The sequence below is a fragment of the Marinomonas sp. UCMA 3892 genome (assembly GCF_012726345.1).
In the GTDB taxonomy this organism is placed as follows: Bacteria; Pseudomonadota; Gammaproteobacteria; order Pseudomonadales; family Marinomonadaceae; genus Marinomonas.
The window spans coordinates 108206-124432 of the sequence record NZ_PTXN01000008.1 but is presented as its reverse complement, the minus strand read 5'-3'; the positions used below and the strand labels follow the sequence as shown (position 1 = coordinate 124432).

Genomic DNA, 16227 nt, shown 5'->3' with positions numbered 1-16227 from the left:
GTATTTACTCTTCTGCCGCCGCTTCTTTAATCTTATCTCGAAGGTTTTTAAGGTTATCCCCTTCAGCAGCCCAATTCAAAATTTCTTGTTTAGCAGTGTCATCCCCTGCACCACATGCAGCAGTTATCATATCTACTGCCGCAGCCGTTGCTCCCTTATTTGATTTAAGGCCAGTGGAGTTGCTATAAGCATTAGATGTTTTATCGCTCATTTTAATTTCCTTATATAGATTAATGTTTTAAAAAGTTACCCGTTCATACTAGAACGCTTTTTAGGCTATCACCAGCCCAAACAACAACTAAAGCCCACATCGGGGCTTTAGTTGCTTGCGGCTTAGAAGTCTACAAAGTTGCGTTGGGCGTAGTCTTTGACGCGGGTGATGTTGTCGTTTACCCAGTCTGGTGTTTGGAGTCGTGCTATTTGCTGTTGGTACATGCGGACGGCTTGGATTAGGTCGATGAGTTCTTTTGATGGAACGACGACGGGGTCGCTTTGTATCTGCATGGATTTGACGATGTTGTTGAGCAGTTGGTACTTGTCCTTTTCCGCTAGGGCTAGGTTGTCTGTGGTGGCGGGAAGGTGTTTTTGCTCGTTGAGCTGCTTTTCCATTTGGTTGAAGGCGTTGATGTAGGCTTCTTTGAATTGGGCGGCTTTGGTGCCGGTGAAGCCCATGGCCAAGAAGACGAAGCCGTCGCGGGTGATGCGATACATAGGGCGAGTCTTGTCTTGTTCATCTTTGTATTCAGCCAACGCAAAATTGCGTTCGCTGAATTCTGCACTGCATTCAAGGCTTTCTATTTTGCGTAAAACGTTTCTATGGTGTTTGCCAAAGCATTTGGCGAGATCAGTTGAAGTCGTGGTGATTTGTTTATTGATGATTTGTACAACGGGTGCGTCAATGCTTGAGATAATGTCCGTAGCAATGTCTGGACTCCTTGTGTTTATTTCGAATTTCACCCTCTTTCGAAGAAGGGTGTCGGGAGATTCAAAACCTGCACAAGTCCAGGCGAAGTTATTTCCCTTGCGGGTATTTTATTCCTCGCCCTCCCAACGCAATAATGCGCCTTTGCAACTGCATAAATTGCAGACACAGAAAAACCAACGCTAACGGGGTTGGGGCTTACCGACTTGTGCAAAGAGGCTTCGACGCCTCAAAACGGATAGTAGATCAGGAAAAGCAAGATGGAAAATATCAATCTTTACTGCTTGCACATTGTTTCAATTGAACACAATTTAGCCTTCTGGTAAATTTGCACTTTGATTATATTAATACGATACTTGTAGATGTATTAACACAATGGTGATGACTATGAGCGCTACAACATTTAACTTTGTTAAAGCTGAACAAAAAAGAGGATTTCATCGTATGAAAGGGCTTTCTCGTCGTTCAGCACCAAAAGTTAGCCCTGAAATAACAGGGGGCGTTTCTGCGCGTAACGAATCTACTAGAGCTTATATGCCATCTGATGAGTCAGTTCGTATCTTAGCTGAAGCTAGCATAAAAGCTTACAGCCAAAAGCCTAATTCGGATTACAAAGATGAGGATTGGAGTTTCGTTTAACTTCTTAATTAAAGTACATGGAAGTAAAAGTATTTTTGTTCCCAGAACTAAACGAGCCCGATAACTACCCGTCTTTAGAGCATTATTATACAGCCCGTGAACAACTTAATAAGTTTCAGTTAGATCTCAAAGCGTACAAGCTAGATCGCCTAGTTCGTGAGGTAGCTAATAAAATAGCAAAACCAAATCTAATAGCCGAACATAACTTAACCTCTTACCCACTTGATATACCCTACTTTGGCAAAGACAAGCCGAACGATAGGCCTGATGAAGCAGTTTATTCAGATATTTGGCATATCCATATAGCTACTACCAGCACTGAACTAAATCACAAAAACTGGCGCAATAAAGCCCAAGAGTTTCGCACTAGTGATCGCTTTATAATCTATTGCAGAGGTTTATTTAATCAAAATTATTTTTGCATCTTAGCTGTTGAAGACCCACCAGCTCATGACAAGCTCAATGATGCGATTATTCAAAGCAACATGATTGCCGCCGCTAAGAGATTTCGGGAAAAGTATTAGTTTATATCGAATCTATTGGGATCAGATAAAAATTAAGCTATTTTTCATTTAAATCCCCAAAATATTAAACCCAAACCACCTCAACACACCTATACCCTACTTTGCTGTCGGCTCGTGCGGTGGCGTTGTCGATGGACCAGTTGCCTTTCATGCCACTTTCACCTTTTAAACCTCAATGTTTCCCTTAGACTCTTAGATATCTTGTAATTTTATGACATAATGTGACTCATCAGTCGCTGGGGGCATTTCCCTAGGTTGCGGCGCTTTTTTGAATTAATTCGATAGTAGAAGCATGTCACTAGATAACGGGGCAACCCCAGTAAACCCAAGCAATAAGCTTGATCGTCGCTTTTCCATTGCCCCGATGATGGATTGGACTACGTCCGATTACCGAGTTTTTACGAGAACTTTGAGCAAGAATACCTTGCTTTATACTGAGATGGTGACCACTGGCGCGCTGCTTCAGGGCAATCATCCTGAAAGATTCTTACGTTATGATGAGTGTGAGCACCCTATTGCGCTGCAATTAGGTGGATCTGACGCTGTTGCGTTGGGTAAATGCGCAAAAATGGCGCAGCAAGCTGGCTTTGATGAGGTTAATCTTAATGTCGGTTGCCCAAGCGATAGAGTGCAAAATAGTTTAATCGGTGCCTGTTTAATGGCTTACCCTGATAAGGTAAAAGATGCCATGCGCGCCATGCAGGACAACTGCTCTATTCCAGTGACGATCAAACATCGCATTGGTTTGGATGATCAGGAAGATTACAGCGTAGTACGAGATTTTGTTGGCGATGTCGCCACTACTGGCGTGACGACTTTTATTGTCCATGCCCGCAATGCAATTTTGGAAGGCTTGAGCCCGAAAGAAAACCGCGAAGTACCGCCGCTCAAATATCATTATGTGCATCAGTTAAAGAAAGATTTCCCAGACCTTGAAATCATTATAAACGGTGGCATAAAAACATTAGATGAATGCAAAGAACAGTTAGCGCACGTAGATGGCGTTATGGTTGGCCGTGAGGCATACCATAATCCATGGATTTTAAGCCAAGTCGACGAAGTATTATTTGGCGGTCAAGCTTTGGTTAATGATCGCTACGAGGCACTAGAAGCTTTCGTTCCTTATGTTGAACGCAAGCTGCAAGAAGGCGAACGCTTGATGCACCTAACCCGACACATTTTGGGTATTTTTCAGGGTGAAGCCGGCGGCAAACAGTTCCGTCGCTACTTGTCTGAAAATGGTCATAAAGCTGACGCACAGGTAAATGTATTATTAGAGGCCATTGAATTGGTCAAAAATCATCAACGCAAAGGATAAGAGCAATGAGCAATAAGTTATCTCAGTTAAAAGAGTTCACGACCATTGTGGCCGACACCGGTGATATCACGGCAATCAAAGATTTTTTACCACAAGATGCGACAACAAATCCGTCTTTGATGCTTAAAGCTGCACAAATTCCAGAGTATGCCCCTTTCCTAGATCAAGCGGTTGCTTGGGCAAAAACACAAAGCAACGATAAAGATCAACAAGTTCTAGACGCAGGTGACAAACTTGCCGTTATTGTTGGTACTGAAATTCTAAAATACGTTCCTGGCCGTATTTCTACAGAAGTAGATGCACGTTTGTCTTTTGACAAAGAAGCGACACTAGCGAAAGCACGTAAACTGATTGCACTATATGAAGAAGCTGGCGTATCACGTGACCGCGTGTTGATTAAAGCCGCGTCTACCTGGGAAGGCATCAAGGCAGCAGAAGAGCTAGAAAAAGAAGGCATCAACTGTAACCTGACTTTGCTTTTCTCTTTTGCTCAAGCGCAAGCCTGTGCTGAAGCTGGCGTTTACCTGATTTCTCCATTCGTTGGTCGTATCCTTGATTGGTACAAAAAATCGACTGGCCAAGAGTACACAGCTGAGACTGATCCAGGTGTTGTATCTGTGACTGAAATCTACAACTACTACAAGCAGCACGGCTACCAAACTGTAGTAATGGGCGCGAGCTTCCGTAACATCGGTGAAATCGAGCAACTTGCTGGCTGTGACCGTTTGACTATCAGCCCTAACCTGCTTGAAGAGTTGAAAAAAGACGAAGGCAAACTTGAGCGTAAATTAGTGCCAACTACAGACGTGAAAGCAGCGCCTGCAGCAATCACAGAAGCGGCATTCCGTTGGGCAATGAACGAAGATGCGATGGCGACTGAGAAATTGTCTGAAGGCATTCGTAACTTCGCTGCCGATCAGCGTAAGCTAGAAGAAACACTACGTTCTATGCTTTAATCAGCACGACTGCGTTTCGGCGCTCTTTAAAAACGCGACTTAGGTCGCGTTTTTTGTAGGCTTTTACATACTTTTAGACAGTGAATCGATGAACAAGCAGACAGAATTTGAAAAGATGGTTCAAGGTGAATCCTTCAATGGGATCGACCTTGATCTTAGATTACGACGGGAAGCGGCTCGTCTTGCCTGTGCTAAATTCAATGCGCACCCAAGTAAGGGTAATCTTCGTCATGTTACGCGTTTGTTTGCAGAATTTGGTAGTGTGGTGATTGAACCGGGCTTTCAATGTGATTATGGTTCGCAAATTCATCTTGGTGAACGAGTGTTCATTAATTTCCAATGTATTTTTTTAGACAGCGCTAAAATTCATATCGGTGACGATGTCTTAATCGGTCCCGGCGTTCACTTTTATACGGTTGATCATCCTAGGGATGCTGACTTACGGGCCTCTGGCGAATGCTTTGCTCGTCCTATTACTATTGGCAATAAAGTCTGGATTGGCGGCGGAGCCAAAATCCTACCCGGTATTGAAATTGGCAATAATGCCATTATTGCCGCTAATGCAGTGGTGACTCGACATGTTGCTGAAAACGAACGCTACTTCGGATCGTCACTTTAGATCTTCAATTTAGATAGTTACTTTAAGTAGCTACTATTTGCATGATCCCATCAAAAAACATGCTTTAAGACCTTAATTAACGCTTCGCTGAATACTTTATCCAACTAGGCAAGCAATCGGCAATTGTTAAGGAAATGCCTTCCAAAACCCTCATCTTGCGACTATTTTCTATATACTTCACTGAAATTCGCGGTAAGAGGTCGCCTTTATGAAAACTTGGATTCTATTTTTAGCAGGCCTGATGGCGCTAAATGTTAGCGCCTCGGATGCTATCGTTGACGATTCACTAAACATTGATCAGATCACTCAATTTGATGGCATACCTTGGGGCATTGCCATAATTAATGATCAAGAAGCTATTGTCACAATCAAAAAAGGTTCTGCCTATAAAGTCGATTTAACTACGGGTAAAAAGCAGGCCCTTACAGGACTTCCAGAAGTGGATAACCGAGGCCAAGGCGGCCTGCTAGACGTGGCAAAATCCCCGCAGTTTAAAAAACAAGGTTGGTTATATTTCACTTATTCAAAACCAACCGATGATGGTGCAAAAACCACATTAGCCAGAGCCAAACTAGCTGACAACAAGCTAACTGAATGGCATGATTTATTGGTCACAGACTCAGCGACAAGCGAAACTAAGCACTATGGTGGACGTATTGCCTTTGATAACCAAGAGCATGTCTTTTTCTCGGTTGGTGATCGTGGTGTTCGTGAGAATGCTCAAGATTTAACAAACCATGCGGGCAGCGTTATTCGTTTAAATTTAGATGGAAGTGTACCAAGGGACAACCCTTTTGTGACTCATGCCAACATTCGTAATGAGATATGGAGTTACGGACATCGCAATCCTCAAGGCCTTTTTTACGACACAGATACCCATACGTTATGGTCAAATGAACATGGCCCAAGAGGCGGAGATGAAATAAATCTAATACGCCCAGGTGCGAATTACGGCTGGCCAATCGTGTCCCATGGGAAAGAGTATTGGGGACCTGTTAGCGTAGGGGATGGTATCGAAAAGGATGGTATAGATAATCCTATTAAGGTGTTTATTCCTTCCATCGCGCCAAGCAGCTTACTGCGCTACAAAGGCATGTTATTTTCGAACTGGAACGGGGATTTCCTCTCTACCGCGCTCGCTTTGAGACATTTAAACAAGATCAAAATTGATAAGAATGGCAAGACAACTGAAACTCGTTACCTAGAACATTTGGATGAACGTCTTCGCTCAATTGCTCAGGATTCAGCGGGTGTGCTGTACATTGGTACGGACTCTGGAAAACTATTAAAGATCACATTAGCAATAGATAGTGGTCTCAAGAAAGCAAGCTAAGGAGCATTAACAATGCTCCTTCATGTTGGGCTCAATCTATTACTAGCGTCTAATGATTCATTAAATGAACTCATCAAAAACACCTAAACTCTTAATTCATTAAAACAACACAATTCCGATCAAGGCTTTTTGCTTTGCATAACTGCTGGTCGGCAATTTTGTATAAATGCTTAAAATCACCACGCCCTTTCTGACTACAAGACACGCCAATACTCACAGTATAATGAATTTCCAGCTCATCAAAATAAAATAGAGAGTCATCTACATACTAGCAAAATGCGCCCTTAATCGCTCAGCAAAGTCCACCAGCACCGCGTCACCAACTTCATGTCCATGTATATCATTTATTTTTTTGAAATTATCTAGATCCATCAAAAAAAGTGCTAATTCATCCCCCATCCCAGTAACTTGCTGAAGTTGATATTGCGAGTTTTGACTAACATTACGGCGATTGGCAAGCACTGTTAGAGGGTCGGTGGAAGCTATTTTCTTTAAAGCATATAACATTTTCTTGTGAACTCGCTCGGCACCGTGAGTTAGCCCCCATAAGAAGACATAGGCTAGAAACAAGTTCACGACAATACTAATTAGCCCGCCTTTAAAATCATCATAAAAGCGCAAAAATAGAATGGTGCTAACCAGACAAAGGCAAACAGCACTCAACCAAAAGCCTGTGCGTTTACCCAACATAAGATAGGAGGTCATGGGGAAAATAAGCACCCAAACCTGTCGACCAGAATACAAAGGAGAAAAGCTGATTCCGATTAAAATACAGGCAAAGATAAACGCTACATAAAGCGAAACAACCCACTTGTAATGACGCCACTGTATAGGGCAAAACCATACACAGATGGTCAGCATTAGCAGAATAGCTTCTGCCAATGCGACTTGATACTTTGCCGCCATTACATTAAGCACTATCAGCACAAGGCAAGAACTGCCTATCACTAGCAAAAAACCTTTTACTAGCGCTTCATTAAAAAGGCTTTCATTAAACCAATGGGATGTCGACAGCCGCTTATTCATTCATATCAATTCGATTATTCGGACCAACTACTGTCTGCGGTGATATCACCCTCTACCGAAATATTGCCATCCGTTGTTGCGGCAGAGTCATCGCCCCAACTATCGACTTCAGCTTCATCCCCCCAGCTATCACTCGCAGAATCATCACCCCAGCTATCGTTTTCAGTTTCATCACCCCAACTATCGTCTGCTGAATCAGTATTTTTGATAGTTTGTTTCTTTGGTGGATTTCCATCGTAAACTTCATATGCTCTATTTTGTAAATACACATCTCGGATAAAGCTGTACCTGTCCCCAACAATCATGCCTTCTGCATTGAGGTAACGTGCTCTTGTTTCCACAACGTCTAAGGCTAATAAACCAAGCTCCTCATCATCATTTAAGTCGAGAATGCTTGTTTCATCAAGGTACGCATATTTAATGGCCAAACCTGAACCATCACGCACAGTAGAAGGACCAAGAAATGGTAATACCAAATAAGGGCCAGATGACACACCCCAATAGCCAAGCGTTTGGCCAAAGTCTTCATCGTATTTTTTTAGCCCCATTTCGCTAGCCACATCAAAAAGACCCAACCAGCCAGCGGTACTATTGATCAGAAAGCGGAATGTTGACGACGCTGTTGCATCCCATTTCCCTTGCAATAGATTGTTGGTTATATTGCCGATTTCTCCAAGGTTAGAGAAAAAGTTGCTCACACCTCTCTGTACGGGGTTAGGCGTAATAGCCTTATATCCCTCAGCAACAGGCTTTAAAATGGCACCATCAACCGCATCATTAAAGATAAACATAGAACGGTTAAAGCCCTCCCATGGATCTTCTTTGGTTTCTACTGGCACCTGTGCACAAGATTGCACAAGCAACAACAAAGAGCCAAAAAGTAAAGTGCCGATTGCTTTAAACATTTTCACTATCCTTAACTTGTTAGACTTCACGCCCAGCGTCTGACTAAAAAACCTTATTTATAAAATCAAACCAATTTTTTAACTTCTTGCCATTGCTTATTTAAGCGCTTCTCTGAAATAGGCTCTAACGTGCCAACCGACTGAGCAAACAAAGAAATACGATATTCCTCTAACATCCAACGGTATTTGATCAACTCGGGATCATATAAGGCTTTTTCGTCATGGGCTTTTTTCTGTCTAAAATAAGTTTGCCAAAGGATTTCTAATTCAGACACATATTGGTTTTCTTTGTTCAGATGATTTTGAAAGCGCTCTAAACGCACTTCAATACCTTTAAAATAACGCGGTAATTGCCCTAACCAAAACAAGGGTGTATTACCAATAAAACCAGGGTAAATAAGCTGCTCTAGTTGGACTTTAATATCACCGTAAATTCGTGTCCAAGGCAGAGGAATACTGCCTTTCATCCTTTTTGCCACACCTTGATAAGATGACAATACGCGATAAAGCTGTCCTGCCATATCGTTCGCCACGCTCACCAATTGCGGTTTATTTTTCACTAGGCAACTTTCAAACTCTGCTTTTGTGCGGGGCAAAGCACGCCCATCCAAGAAAACCTTGTCTAAGACCGCATTGAGCAAATCATCCAATAAGGTTTCTTTTTGACCTAATGGCGAAAAAATTAGCATAGATTCTTTAAGATGCGGTAGGTTCTTTTGTAGATAACGCATTTCTTTGCTCAATGTAAGTTTAAGCAAAGTGACCACCCCTTTTCGATGGGTTTCCAGCGCGGTGTTCTGATCATCAAACATTTTAAGTGACACATGATCGCCTTGTGCCACCAAAGCGGGGAACGCCGTGACCTTAATTCCAGCTTGTTTAATCTCCTGACGCTCAGGAATGCCCTGCTCCGGCCAAGATGTTAAACCTTCTTGCTCATGTTGTTTGGTACCAAATTTTGCAAAACTTTCTTCAACTAGGTCGCTAAACTGAGTTTGAAGCTGAGCAAGATTTTTACCTACACCAAGCACCTTACCGCGCTCGTCCACCACTTCTAGGTTCAAGGTTAAGTGAGAATCTAGCTTATCGGCATTCCATTCATTAAGCGGAATATCAATCAGCGTTTCGCGCTTAATCTGCAAACTAAGCTGCTCAAGCAAATCACCTTTGTCTTTCGACAAGTTAGGATAAATACGATCAACAAACTGCGGAATCGGCACAAAGCGACGACGCAAAGCCTTAGGCAAAGCCCGCAATAACGCTTCGCAGCGCTCTTTGATAAAGCCGGGAACCGCCCAACCTAAATCCTCTAAGCTCAGTTGACGTAACAAACCAACTGGCACTTTTAAGGTCGCACCATCGGCAGCTTGTCCTGGATCGAATTTATAATCAATCGGTAAAGCGACACCGTTCAAACCAAAGGAATCAGGAAAGGCAAGATCGTCGACACTGACATCTTGATTAATCAAGTCCTCACGAGTCATTAACAAAGCATCAGGCGAAGTTTTAACGAAATGCTCTAAGCTTTTTAGATTGCGAACATGATCAGGTAATCGAGAATTGTAGAAGGCAAACACAGTTTCATCGTCAACCAGAATGTCACGTTTGCGCAGCTTAGCTTCTTGGGCCTCTAACGATTCCATCAGAGCTTTATTTTTACGGAAAAACGCCTGTTTAGTACGAAGTTCACCTTCCACCAGCCCTGAGCGAATAAAGATTTCTCGCGCATCTTCTGGATGCACATGACCATAATCAATTCGGCGCTTAGCAACGATTATCAAACCATAAAGTGATACTTGCTCGTTAGCCATAACGCGGCCTTGATTACGCTCAAAATGCGGATCAAAGTACTGTCGCTTCACAAACGGCGCGGCATATTCTTCGATCCAAGCAGGATCAATACGCGCGGTCACTCGAGCATATAATTTGCTGGTTTCAATTAACTCTGCCGCCATAATCCATTGTGGCGGTTTTTTGAATAACATGGACCCAGGAAAGATCGACAACTTACGGGAACGACAGCCAAGCATGTCTTTGCTGTCTTCCATTTTGTTCGCAACTTGCGTGAACATACCCGCCAACAAAGCACGATGAATCGCTTCGTAATGACGTTCTTCATGCTGGACTTCTTTAAAGCCAAGCTGTTTGCAAGCAATCATGATTTGACGATGAATATCACGCCATTCACGCATGCGCATGAAGTTCAAAAATTGCTTACGGCAATATTGGCGCAATTGATTCTGTGACAAGGCTTGGCGTTGCTCTTCAAAGCGCTCCCATAAGTTCAAAAAGACAAGGAAATCCGAGTCTTCGTCTTTGTCCACCGCATGGGCTTGATCGGATTGCGTTTTCTTATCTTGTGGACGCTCCCGTGGGTCCGCAATCGACAAGGCACTAACAATGATAGCGACCTCTTTCAACACACTATGTTGTTCGGCGGCAATCAGAATACGTCCTAACTTGGGATCAATCGGTAATTTAGCCAGCTGGCGACCAATGGGCGTTAGGCGCTCTTTGTGCAAGGCCCCTAATTCCGTTAAGGCACGATAGCCATCGTTGATCATGCGTTTCTCTGGCATTTCAACAAATGGGAATTTTTCAACCGCGCCCAATTTTAGGTTGGCCATTTGCAAAATAACCGACGCTAAATTGGTACGGAAAATTTCTGGATCGGTGAACTCAGGCCGATTGTTAAAACCTTCCTCGTCATATAAGCGGATACAAATACCATCCGCCACACGACCACAGCGCCCTGCTCTTTGGTTCGCACTGGCTTGGCTGATCTTCTCGATGGGCAATTGCTGAACTTTAGAACGAACACTGTAGCGGCTGATTCGCGCTAAACCCGGATCAATAACATAACGAATGCCCGGTACCGTCAACGAGGTTTCAGCAACGTTGGTCGACAACACAATACGACGGCCAGTATGAGATTTAAAAATACGCTGCTGCTCACTGGCACTCAATCGCGCGTACAAAGGCAGGACTTCCGTGCTGCGTAATTCGGCACGACGAAGAATTTCAGCGGTATCTCGAATCTCTCGCTCACCCGGTAAAAACACTAATATATCACCCGCGCCTCGGTATCCTGACTGGCGCTCCTCTGCTATAAGCAGCTCAACGGCATCTAAGATGCCTTGTTCCATACTCTGGTCTTCGTCTAATTCTTCAGAGTCAGATTTGCTTAGCAAGGGCTGATAACGGATTTCAACTGGGTAGGTTCGACCAGACACTTCGATAATAGGCGCGTTGTCAAAATGCTCAGAAAAACGCTCAACGTCTATGGTCGCCGAGGTAACAATGACTTTTAGATCAGGTCGAGCTACCAAGACTTGCTTCAAATAGCCAAGCAAGAAATCGATGTTCAAACTACGCTCGTGGGCTTCATCTATGATGATGGTGTCGTATTTGTACAGGCGTTTATCTTGTTGAATTTCAGCCAACAAAATACCGTCTGTCATCAACTTAATCAGGGTTTCTTCATTACTTTCGTCGCTAAAACGAACCTGAAAACCTACTTGCTCACCAAGATTTACTTGCAGCTCATCACTGATACGTTCAGCCACACTGCGGGCGGCAATACGTCTTGGTTGCGTATGACCAATTAATCCAGCGATACCTCGACCCGCTTGCAAACACATCTTAGGCAATTGCGTGGTTTTACCTGAACCGGTTTCACCAGCAATTATCACTACTTGGTTGTCTTGGATTGCCTTGATAATTTCATCGGCACGTGCCGCAACAGGCAAACTCTCATCGTATGTCACCTTTGGCATGCGAGACTGACGAGCTTGATATAGGGTTTCTGATTTTTCAATGAGAGCATTCAGCTCAGCTTGCATACGATCAAAAGGCAAACCGTCTTTTTGACGTTTGCTTAATTGCACTTGTTTTTGATCAATAAGATGACGATCGCGCGTCATTACGGCATTAGTGGGCATGATAAGTAAACTTGTATCCTTTTTACTTGGCGCAGAAAAAGTAGAATTTATAAGTAACGCGCCGTTTGCATAAGAAGTTTTAATACCGTACGTCAAGTGAAGCTAATTGGATGTACGAAAACCTCTAACGATATAGTTGTAAATTCTAACATCAATCCCAAGGTAAGGGTTATAGTGAACAACATTCGGGGCACATCTAATACGATGTTGCCATTACTATCTAAACACCAACTAACTACAGATCAACAACAAAAAGGAAATGGTATGTCTCATCAAGTATTTGAAGATAACTCTCTTACCATTGGCAACACGCCACTTGTACGTTTAAACCGTATCGGGAATGGAAATATTTGGGCAAAGCTCGAAGCTCGTAATCCTGCTTTCTCAGTAAAATGCCGCATCGGCGCCAACATGGTGTGGGATGCAGAAAAGAAAGGCATTCTGAGCAAAGGTAAATCCATCGTTGAAGCCTCAAGCGGTAACACAGGTATCGCCTTATGTTTTGTTGCGGCCTCTCGTGGTTATCCGATTACCATCACTATGCCTGCTAGTATGAGTATTGAGCGTCGCCAAGTCATGAAAGCCTTGGGCGCTAATATTGTGTTAACTGAGCCAGCCAAAGGCATGAAAGGCGCCATTGCGAAAGCAGAAGAAATTGCCCAAGACGAAAACTTCGTTTTGCTGCAACAATTCGAAAACCCAGCTAACCCTGAAATCCATGAAAAAACTACCGGACCAGAGATTTGGCAAGACACCAATGGTGAAATCGATGTTTTCGTCGCAGGCGTAGGTACAGGCGGCACCATCACAGGTGTTAGCCGTTATATTAAAAACACTCAAGGCAAAGCCATTATCAGCGTCGCGGTAGAACCAACCAGCTCGCCTGTTATTACGCAAACAATCAACGGTGAAACACCAACACCGTCACCTCACAAAATCCAGGGCATTGGCGCAGGCTTCGTGCCGAAAAACCTCGACCTTTCTATCATTGACCGGGTTGAACAAGTCTCTAATGAAGACGCTATCGCTATGGCAAAACGCTTAATGCGTGAAGAAGGGATTTTGTGTGGCATCTCTTGTGGTGCTGCTGTCGTTGCTGCGGAACGCTTAAGCCAACTGGACGAGTTTAAAGACAAGAAAATCGTCGTTGTATTACCTGATTCGGGCGAACGTTACTTGTCTACCGCTTTGTTTGAAGGTGAATTTACCGACAACGAATTGGTTCAGTAAGAGCTAAACAAACCCTCTAAAAACAAAAATCCCCGCTCAAATTTACATCTGAGCGGGGATTTTTTGTATTAAATAATCTCAGAAAAGTATCTAATTAATGTGTTTTTTTCGTACCGTAACGCACCATGTCTTTGCCATTTTCAAACACTTCGGTGGTCACATAACGCCCTAACACCAACTGCTGATTATCATCCAGCACTGCCACAAATGGACGACCATTGGCATTATTCGTCGCCAACGCCACGCCAGATACACTGTTCAGACCCAAACCACCCACCTCAACCAAACGTAGAAACACCTCAAGCTCGTCTAAGGTTTCAATTACATCATTATCATTAATCATTTGTTCTACTCTGTTACACCAATAATGGCGCTAGAATAACAGCTATCGCAGCGAGAGAAAAATGGGAAGACTAACAAAAGTGCTGAGCGTTAGTAGTCTCTCATAACTCTTTTTTAGGCTTTTTCTACCACTAGATAAGTATGAAGTTCAGGATATTGGTCAAACTCTAAGTGCCTGATAATACAACCAAGCTCAATGAATAACTTTAGGAAACCATTTAAACCAAGTGACGAATAATAAACTTCTGGCCCCATAAAATTGTTAGTATGAAAACCCTCTTCATCAGTGCCACCAAATGAAAAAATCAACACACCACCGACATTCAGACTTTCTACTAGTTTAGTAAGAACATTTCTTTGCTCTGACAAAGGAATATGCCAAATACTATCCCATGCTGTTATGAAATCGTACTTCTCAGATAGTTCGCATTCACAAATGTCACCTTGCACAAAGCGAATATCCGGATGCTTTTTACGCGCAATATTTAGCATCTTATCGGAAATATCTAAACCTGATGGAGTAAAGCCTTCACCTTGGAGTAAATCTATAAAGCGTCCTGTGCAACCGCAGCCAACGTCCAAAGCGTTGCCTCGACTCTTAACAAAACTAATTGCTTTCTTGTGCTGAGAAATCCCATTATTTATATCAAATTCTTCACTATCCCAAATATGCGTGATTTGATTATATGCTTTCCCGATATCTTCTGGCTTCATCCTTTATTTCCCTTATAAAGCCTAACATTGCTAACTGCGACCAAACTCAGAACACTCTAGCGCACGAGGCCCCCAAGCAACTTGTCTTTGTTATGCATCTCGATCTATTCTCAACTGAAATATATTGCCCTCACAGTCATGAGCATCACATACTTTTCGGCCACCAAATTCCCAATTTTTTGGAGGAAAGACAGAACCACCTTTGTTTTTAATCACCTCACTAATTATCTCTAACGGAGTATTAATAAAAAATGTTGGTTTGATCGGGGTACTCGCTCTTGGGGAGTGCAAGTCGGAAACCTTTTTAGAAGCCTCTGTCTCAAGCAACACCAACTCAAAATCGCCATCAGCCAATAAAGCATATGAATTGTCCCCTTCAACTTTATTAAGCGCAAAGACGTGAGAGTAAAAATCAGACAATCGGCTAACTGAAGAAGCGTACATCACAAATCCTGTTTTCATATGCCTATTCTATGCCTCAATATTGGTTATACAATGTTGGTAGTTTTCTGGGCATGCACATAAGCTTCTCGATGCAACATCTCACCAGTTCTAATATTATACATGGCTGTTGAACGTCACGCCCATACTCTTCACAAGATAAAAGGTATTCATCTACCGAACGACGAAACTCGGCTTCAAGCTCTTTCAACGTCGTCTCCTCATACGTCACTAATAGGTTTCTTAGATCATTTAGAAAATATGACAATCATTAACGCACCGTTAAGCAGTGAGCAGTACACTGATTACACTGAAGTTTAACTGAAGTTAGAAATACCATGTACTGACTATCAGCTTAAGCCGTTACTTTTGTTAAATCGCCTAACTTTAGTACGCATATTTTTCATTGGTGATGATGTATTGAACTGAATCATTCGACCTAACGTCCATTTTTCATACCATGTCGTTTCATACAATTCTTCATTGCTTAAACTTGAAATTAAAGAGATAAGCTCGTTAATAGTTGAGTCCAACTCCTTGAGTAAGTCTTCGTATTTCCAGTCACTGTATTCTGCGTGAAAACTGACAGCCAATAAACCAAGCTGATTCCATTTATAGCCAGTATCTGGAAAATCCACCGGAAGACCTTGAGACTTCAAACTATGCCACTTCAAGACCAACTTCCCCCAACCAACAAGGTAGGCAACAGTGTCACAAACACTAATTTGTGTTCCTTTAATATTACCCTCAAGCTCGCACTTACGTGAAAGTGACTCTGGGACAATCCGGTAATCGTCCATAAGTTTAGGAAATATCGAGTTTATGGCAGAGAGCAGCTCATCTTTTGATTGTGGAACTGAGGACATAGTTTCCTCCATTTACATAACATAATAGTTAAAAGGCAGGCTTCAGCCTGTCCCAATAAGCGCAACAAATAGTTTGATCCAATTATTAGACGTTGCTCACTATAACTTCACAATTTATCAGGGAAGTATTCAAGTATCTCATCATCAGCAGCACAATTAAATAAACCAGTGGAACGCCAACCTAGGTGCCGATAAAAGCCAGATAACCTAGGTGAAATGACAACAGGGAACATCAACAAGACATAAAACCGGAAAAATGAGCGTGCGTATTGTGTTCGTTTAAAAAGAATAAAAAGAAGCTATTTGAAGGGTCAATCATCCATTAATTTCTTTGCTTTTGATTCTTTTATGTAGCAAATGTAGCGCGAGTTAAAGTAGATTTCCAGAGAGGTTGTCAGCACAGGCTTGAAAATCCAAAATTACCACAACCTGCTTTCACTAATAAAACCAT

17 protein-coding genes are annotated in these 16227 nt (G+C 42.7%); 7 read left to right on the top strand and 10 right to left on the bottom strand.

Features of this window, described 5'->3' with window-relative positions; genetic code table 11:
• Positions 1-4: 4 nt before the first annotated feature.
• Positions 5-211, bottom strand: coding sequence for a hypothetical protein (locus B6N13_RS12690; protein WP_169459539.1), 207 nt, complete (start codon positions 209-211; stop codon positions 5-7).
• Between the two features lie 122 nt (positions 212-333).
• Positions 334-957, bottom strand: a complete 624-nt coding sequence (locus B6N13_RS12685; RefSeq protein WP_169459538.1) for a Rha family transcriptional regulator — start codon at positions 955-957, stop codon at positions 334-336.
• A 352-nt stretch (positions 958-1309) separates the two neighbouring features.
• On the opposite strand from B6N13_RS12685, the gene B6N13_RS12680 reads away from it, so the two are divergent.
• The 6 genes from B6N13_RS12680 (at position 1310) to B6N13_RS12655 (ending at position 6311) form a co-directional block, all read left to right on the top strand.
• Positions 1310-1561: a hypothetical protein gene (locus B6N13_RS12680; RefSeq protein WP_048814029.1), complete on the top strand. Its 252-nt coding sequence runs from the start codon at positions 1310-1312 to the stop codon at positions 1559-1561.
• A gap of 17 nt (positions 1562-1578) precedes the next feature.
• Complete coding sequence (locus tag B6N13_RS12675; RefSeq protein ID WP_169459537.1) at positions 1579-2085, top strand: type II toxin-antitoxin system YafO family toxin; 507 nt, start codon at positions 1579-1581, stop codon at positions 2083-2085.
• Between the two features lie 292 nt (positions 2086-2377).
• Entirely contained in the window at positions 2378-3403 is a 1026-nt protein-coding gene (gene dusA, locus B6N13_RS12670; RefSeq protein WP_169459536.1) for a tRNA dihydrouridine(20/20a) synthase DusA, read from the top strand.
• A gap of 5 nt (positions 3404-3408) precedes the next feature.
• Positions 3409-4359, top strand: coding sequence for a transaldolase (gene tal, locus B6N13_RS12665; RefSeq protein WP_169459535.1), 951 nt, complete (start codon positions 3409-3411; stop codon positions 4357-4359).
• An 88-nt stretch (positions 4360-4447) separates the two neighbouring features.
• Positions 4448-4978, top strand: a complete 531-nt coding sequence (locus tag B6N13_RS12660; RefSeq protein ID WP_169459534.1) for a sugar O-acetyltransferase — start codon at positions 4448-4450, stop codon at positions 4976-4978.
• A gap of 208 nt (positions 4979-5186) precedes the next feature.
• Entirely contained in the window at positions 5187-6311 is a 1125-nt protein-coding gene (locus B6N13_RS12655) for a PQQ-dependent sugar dehydrogenase (RefSeq protein ID WP_169459533.1), read from the top strand.
• 91 nt (positions 6312-6402) lie between these two features.
• Here B6N13_RS12655 and B6N13_RS23580 read toward each other — a convergent pair whose 3' ends face one another.
• The 4 genes from B6N13_RS23580 to hrpA form a co-directional block, all read right to left on the bottom strand.
• Positions 6403-6516, bottom strand: a complete 114-nt coding sequence (locus B6N13_RS23580) for a hypothetical protein (RefSeq protein ID WP_348981547.1) — start codon at positions 6514-6516, stop codon at positions 6403-6405.
• A 56-nt stretch (positions 6517-6572) separates the two neighbouring features.
• Entirely contained in the window at positions 6573-7337 is a 765-nt protein-coding gene (locus B6N13_RS23575; protein ID WP_282434080.1) for a GGDEF domain-containing protein, read from the bottom strand.
• A 14-nt stretch (positions 7338-7351) separates the two neighbouring features.
• The gene (locus tag B6N13_RS12645; RefSeq protein ID WP_169459532.1) at positions 7352-8242 is read right to left on the bottom strand and encodes a VacJ family lipoprotein; all 891 of its coding nucleotides are present in this window, start codon (positions 8240-8242) and stop codon (positions 7352-7354) included.
• 65 nt (positions 8243-8307) lie between these two features.
• On the bottom strand, positions 8308-12183 hold the full coding sequence (hrpA, locus tag B6N13_RS12640) for an ATP-dependent RNA helicase HrpA (protein ID WP_211172857.1): 3876 nt from the start codon (positions 12181-12183) through the stop codon (positions 8308-8310).
• A 264-nt stretch (positions 12184-12447) separates the two neighbouring features.
• Here hrpA and cysK point away from each other — a divergent pair, with 264 nt between their 5' ends.
• Positions 12448-13413 (top strand): cysteine synthase A, encoded by a 966-nt coding sequence (cysK, locus tag B6N13_RS12635; RefSeq protein WP_169459630.1) that lies wholly within the window; start codon positions 12448-12450, stop codon positions 13411-13413.
• Between the two features lie 94 nt (positions 13414-13507).
• Here cysK and B6N13_RS12630 read toward each other — a convergent pair whose 3' ends face one another.
• The 4 genes from B6N13_RS12630 to B6N13_RS12615 form a co-directional block, all read right to left on the bottom strand.
• Entirely contained in the window at positions 13508-13756 is a 249-nt protein-coding gene (locus B6N13_RS12630; protein WP_169459531.1) for a hypothetical protein, read from the bottom strand.
• Between the two features lie 113 nt (positions 13757-13869).
• On the bottom strand, positions 13870-14469 hold the full coding sequence (locus tag B6N13_RS12625) for a class I SAM-dependent methyltransferase (protein WP_169459530.1): 600 nt from the start codon (positions 14467-14469) through the stop codon (positions 13870-13872).
• A 90-nt stretch (positions 14470-14559) separates the two neighbouring features.
• Positions 14560-14931 (bottom strand): hypothetical protein, encoded by a 372-nt coding sequence (locus B6N13_RS12620; protein WP_169459529.1) that lies wholly within the window; start codon positions 14929-14931, stop codon positions 14560-14562.
• Between the two features lie 329 nt (positions 14932-15260).
• Positions 15261-15776, bottom strand: coding sequence for a ClbS/DfsB family four-helix bundle protein (locus B6N13_RS12615; RefSeq protein ID WP_169459528.1), 516 nt, complete (start codon positions 15774-15776; stop codon positions 15261-15263).
• Positions 15777-16227: the final 451 nt, after the last annotated feature.

What these genes read in the sequence shown, in the direction of transcription:
- B6N13_RS12690 (WP_169459539.1), bottom strand. Translation starts at nt 211, where the DNA reads ATGAGCGATAAAACATCTAATGCTTATAGCAACTCCACTGGCCTTAAA.
- B6N13_RS12680 (WP_048814029.1), top strand. Translation starts at nt 1,310, where the DNA reads ATGAGCGCTACAACATTTAACTTTGTTAAAGCTGAACAAAAAAGAGGA.
- B6N13_RS12675 (WP_169459537.1), top strand. Translation starts at nt 1,579, where the DNA reads ATGGAAGTAAAAGTATTTTTGTTCCCAGAACTAAACGAGCCCGATAAC.
- dusA (WP_169459536.1), top strand. Translation starts at nt 2,378, where the DNA reads ATGTCACTAGATAACGGGGCAACCCCAGTAAACCCAAGCAATAAGCTT.
- tal (WP_169459535.1), top strand. Translation starts at nt 3,409, where the DNA reads ATGAGCAATAAGTTATCTCAGTTAAAAGAGTTCACGACCATTGTGGCC.
- B6N13_RS12660 (WP_169459534.1), top strand. Translation starts at nt 4,448, where the DNA reads ATGAACAAGCAGACAGAATTTGAAAAGATGGTTCAAGGTGAATCCTTC.
- B6N13_RS12655 (WP_169459533.1), top strand. Translation starts at nt 5,187, where the DNA reads ATGAAAACTTGGATTCTATTTTTAGCAGGCCTGATGGCGCTAAATGTT.
- B6N13_RS23575 (WP_282434080.1), bottom strand. Translation starts at nt 7,337, where the DNA reads ATGAATAAGCGGCTGTCGACATCCCATTGGTTTAATGAAAGCCTTTTT.
- B6N13_RS12645 (WP_169459532.1), bottom strand. Translation starts at nt 8,242, where the DNA reads ATGTTTAAAGCAATCGGCACTTTACTTTTTGGCTCTTTGTTGTTGCTT.
- hrpA (WP_211172857.1), bottom strand. Translation starts at nt 12,183, where the DNA reads ATGCCCACTAATGCCGTAATGACGCGCGATCGTCATCTTATTGATCAA.
- cysK (WP_169459630.1), top strand. Translation starts at nt 12,448, where the DNA reads ATGTCTCATCAAGTATTTGAAGATAACTCTCTTACCATTGGCAACACG.
- B6N13_RS12630 (WP_169459531.1), bottom strand. Translation starts at nt 13,756, where the DNA reads ATGATTAATGATAATGATGTAATTGAAACCTTAGACGAGCTTGAGGTG.
- B6N13_RS12625 (WP_169459530.1), bottom strand. Translation starts at nt 14,469, where the DNA reads ATGAAGCCAGAAGATATCGGGAAAGCATATAATCAAATCACGCATATT.
- B6N13_RS12620 (WP_169459529.1), bottom strand. Translation starts at nt 14,931, where the DNA reads ATGAAAACAGGATTTGTGATGTACGCTTCTTCAGTTAGCCGATTGTCT.
- B6N13_RS12615 (WP_169459528.1), bottom strand. Translation starts at nt 15,776, where the DNA reads ATGTCCTCAGTTCCACAATCAAAAGATGAGCTGCTCTCTGCCATAAAC.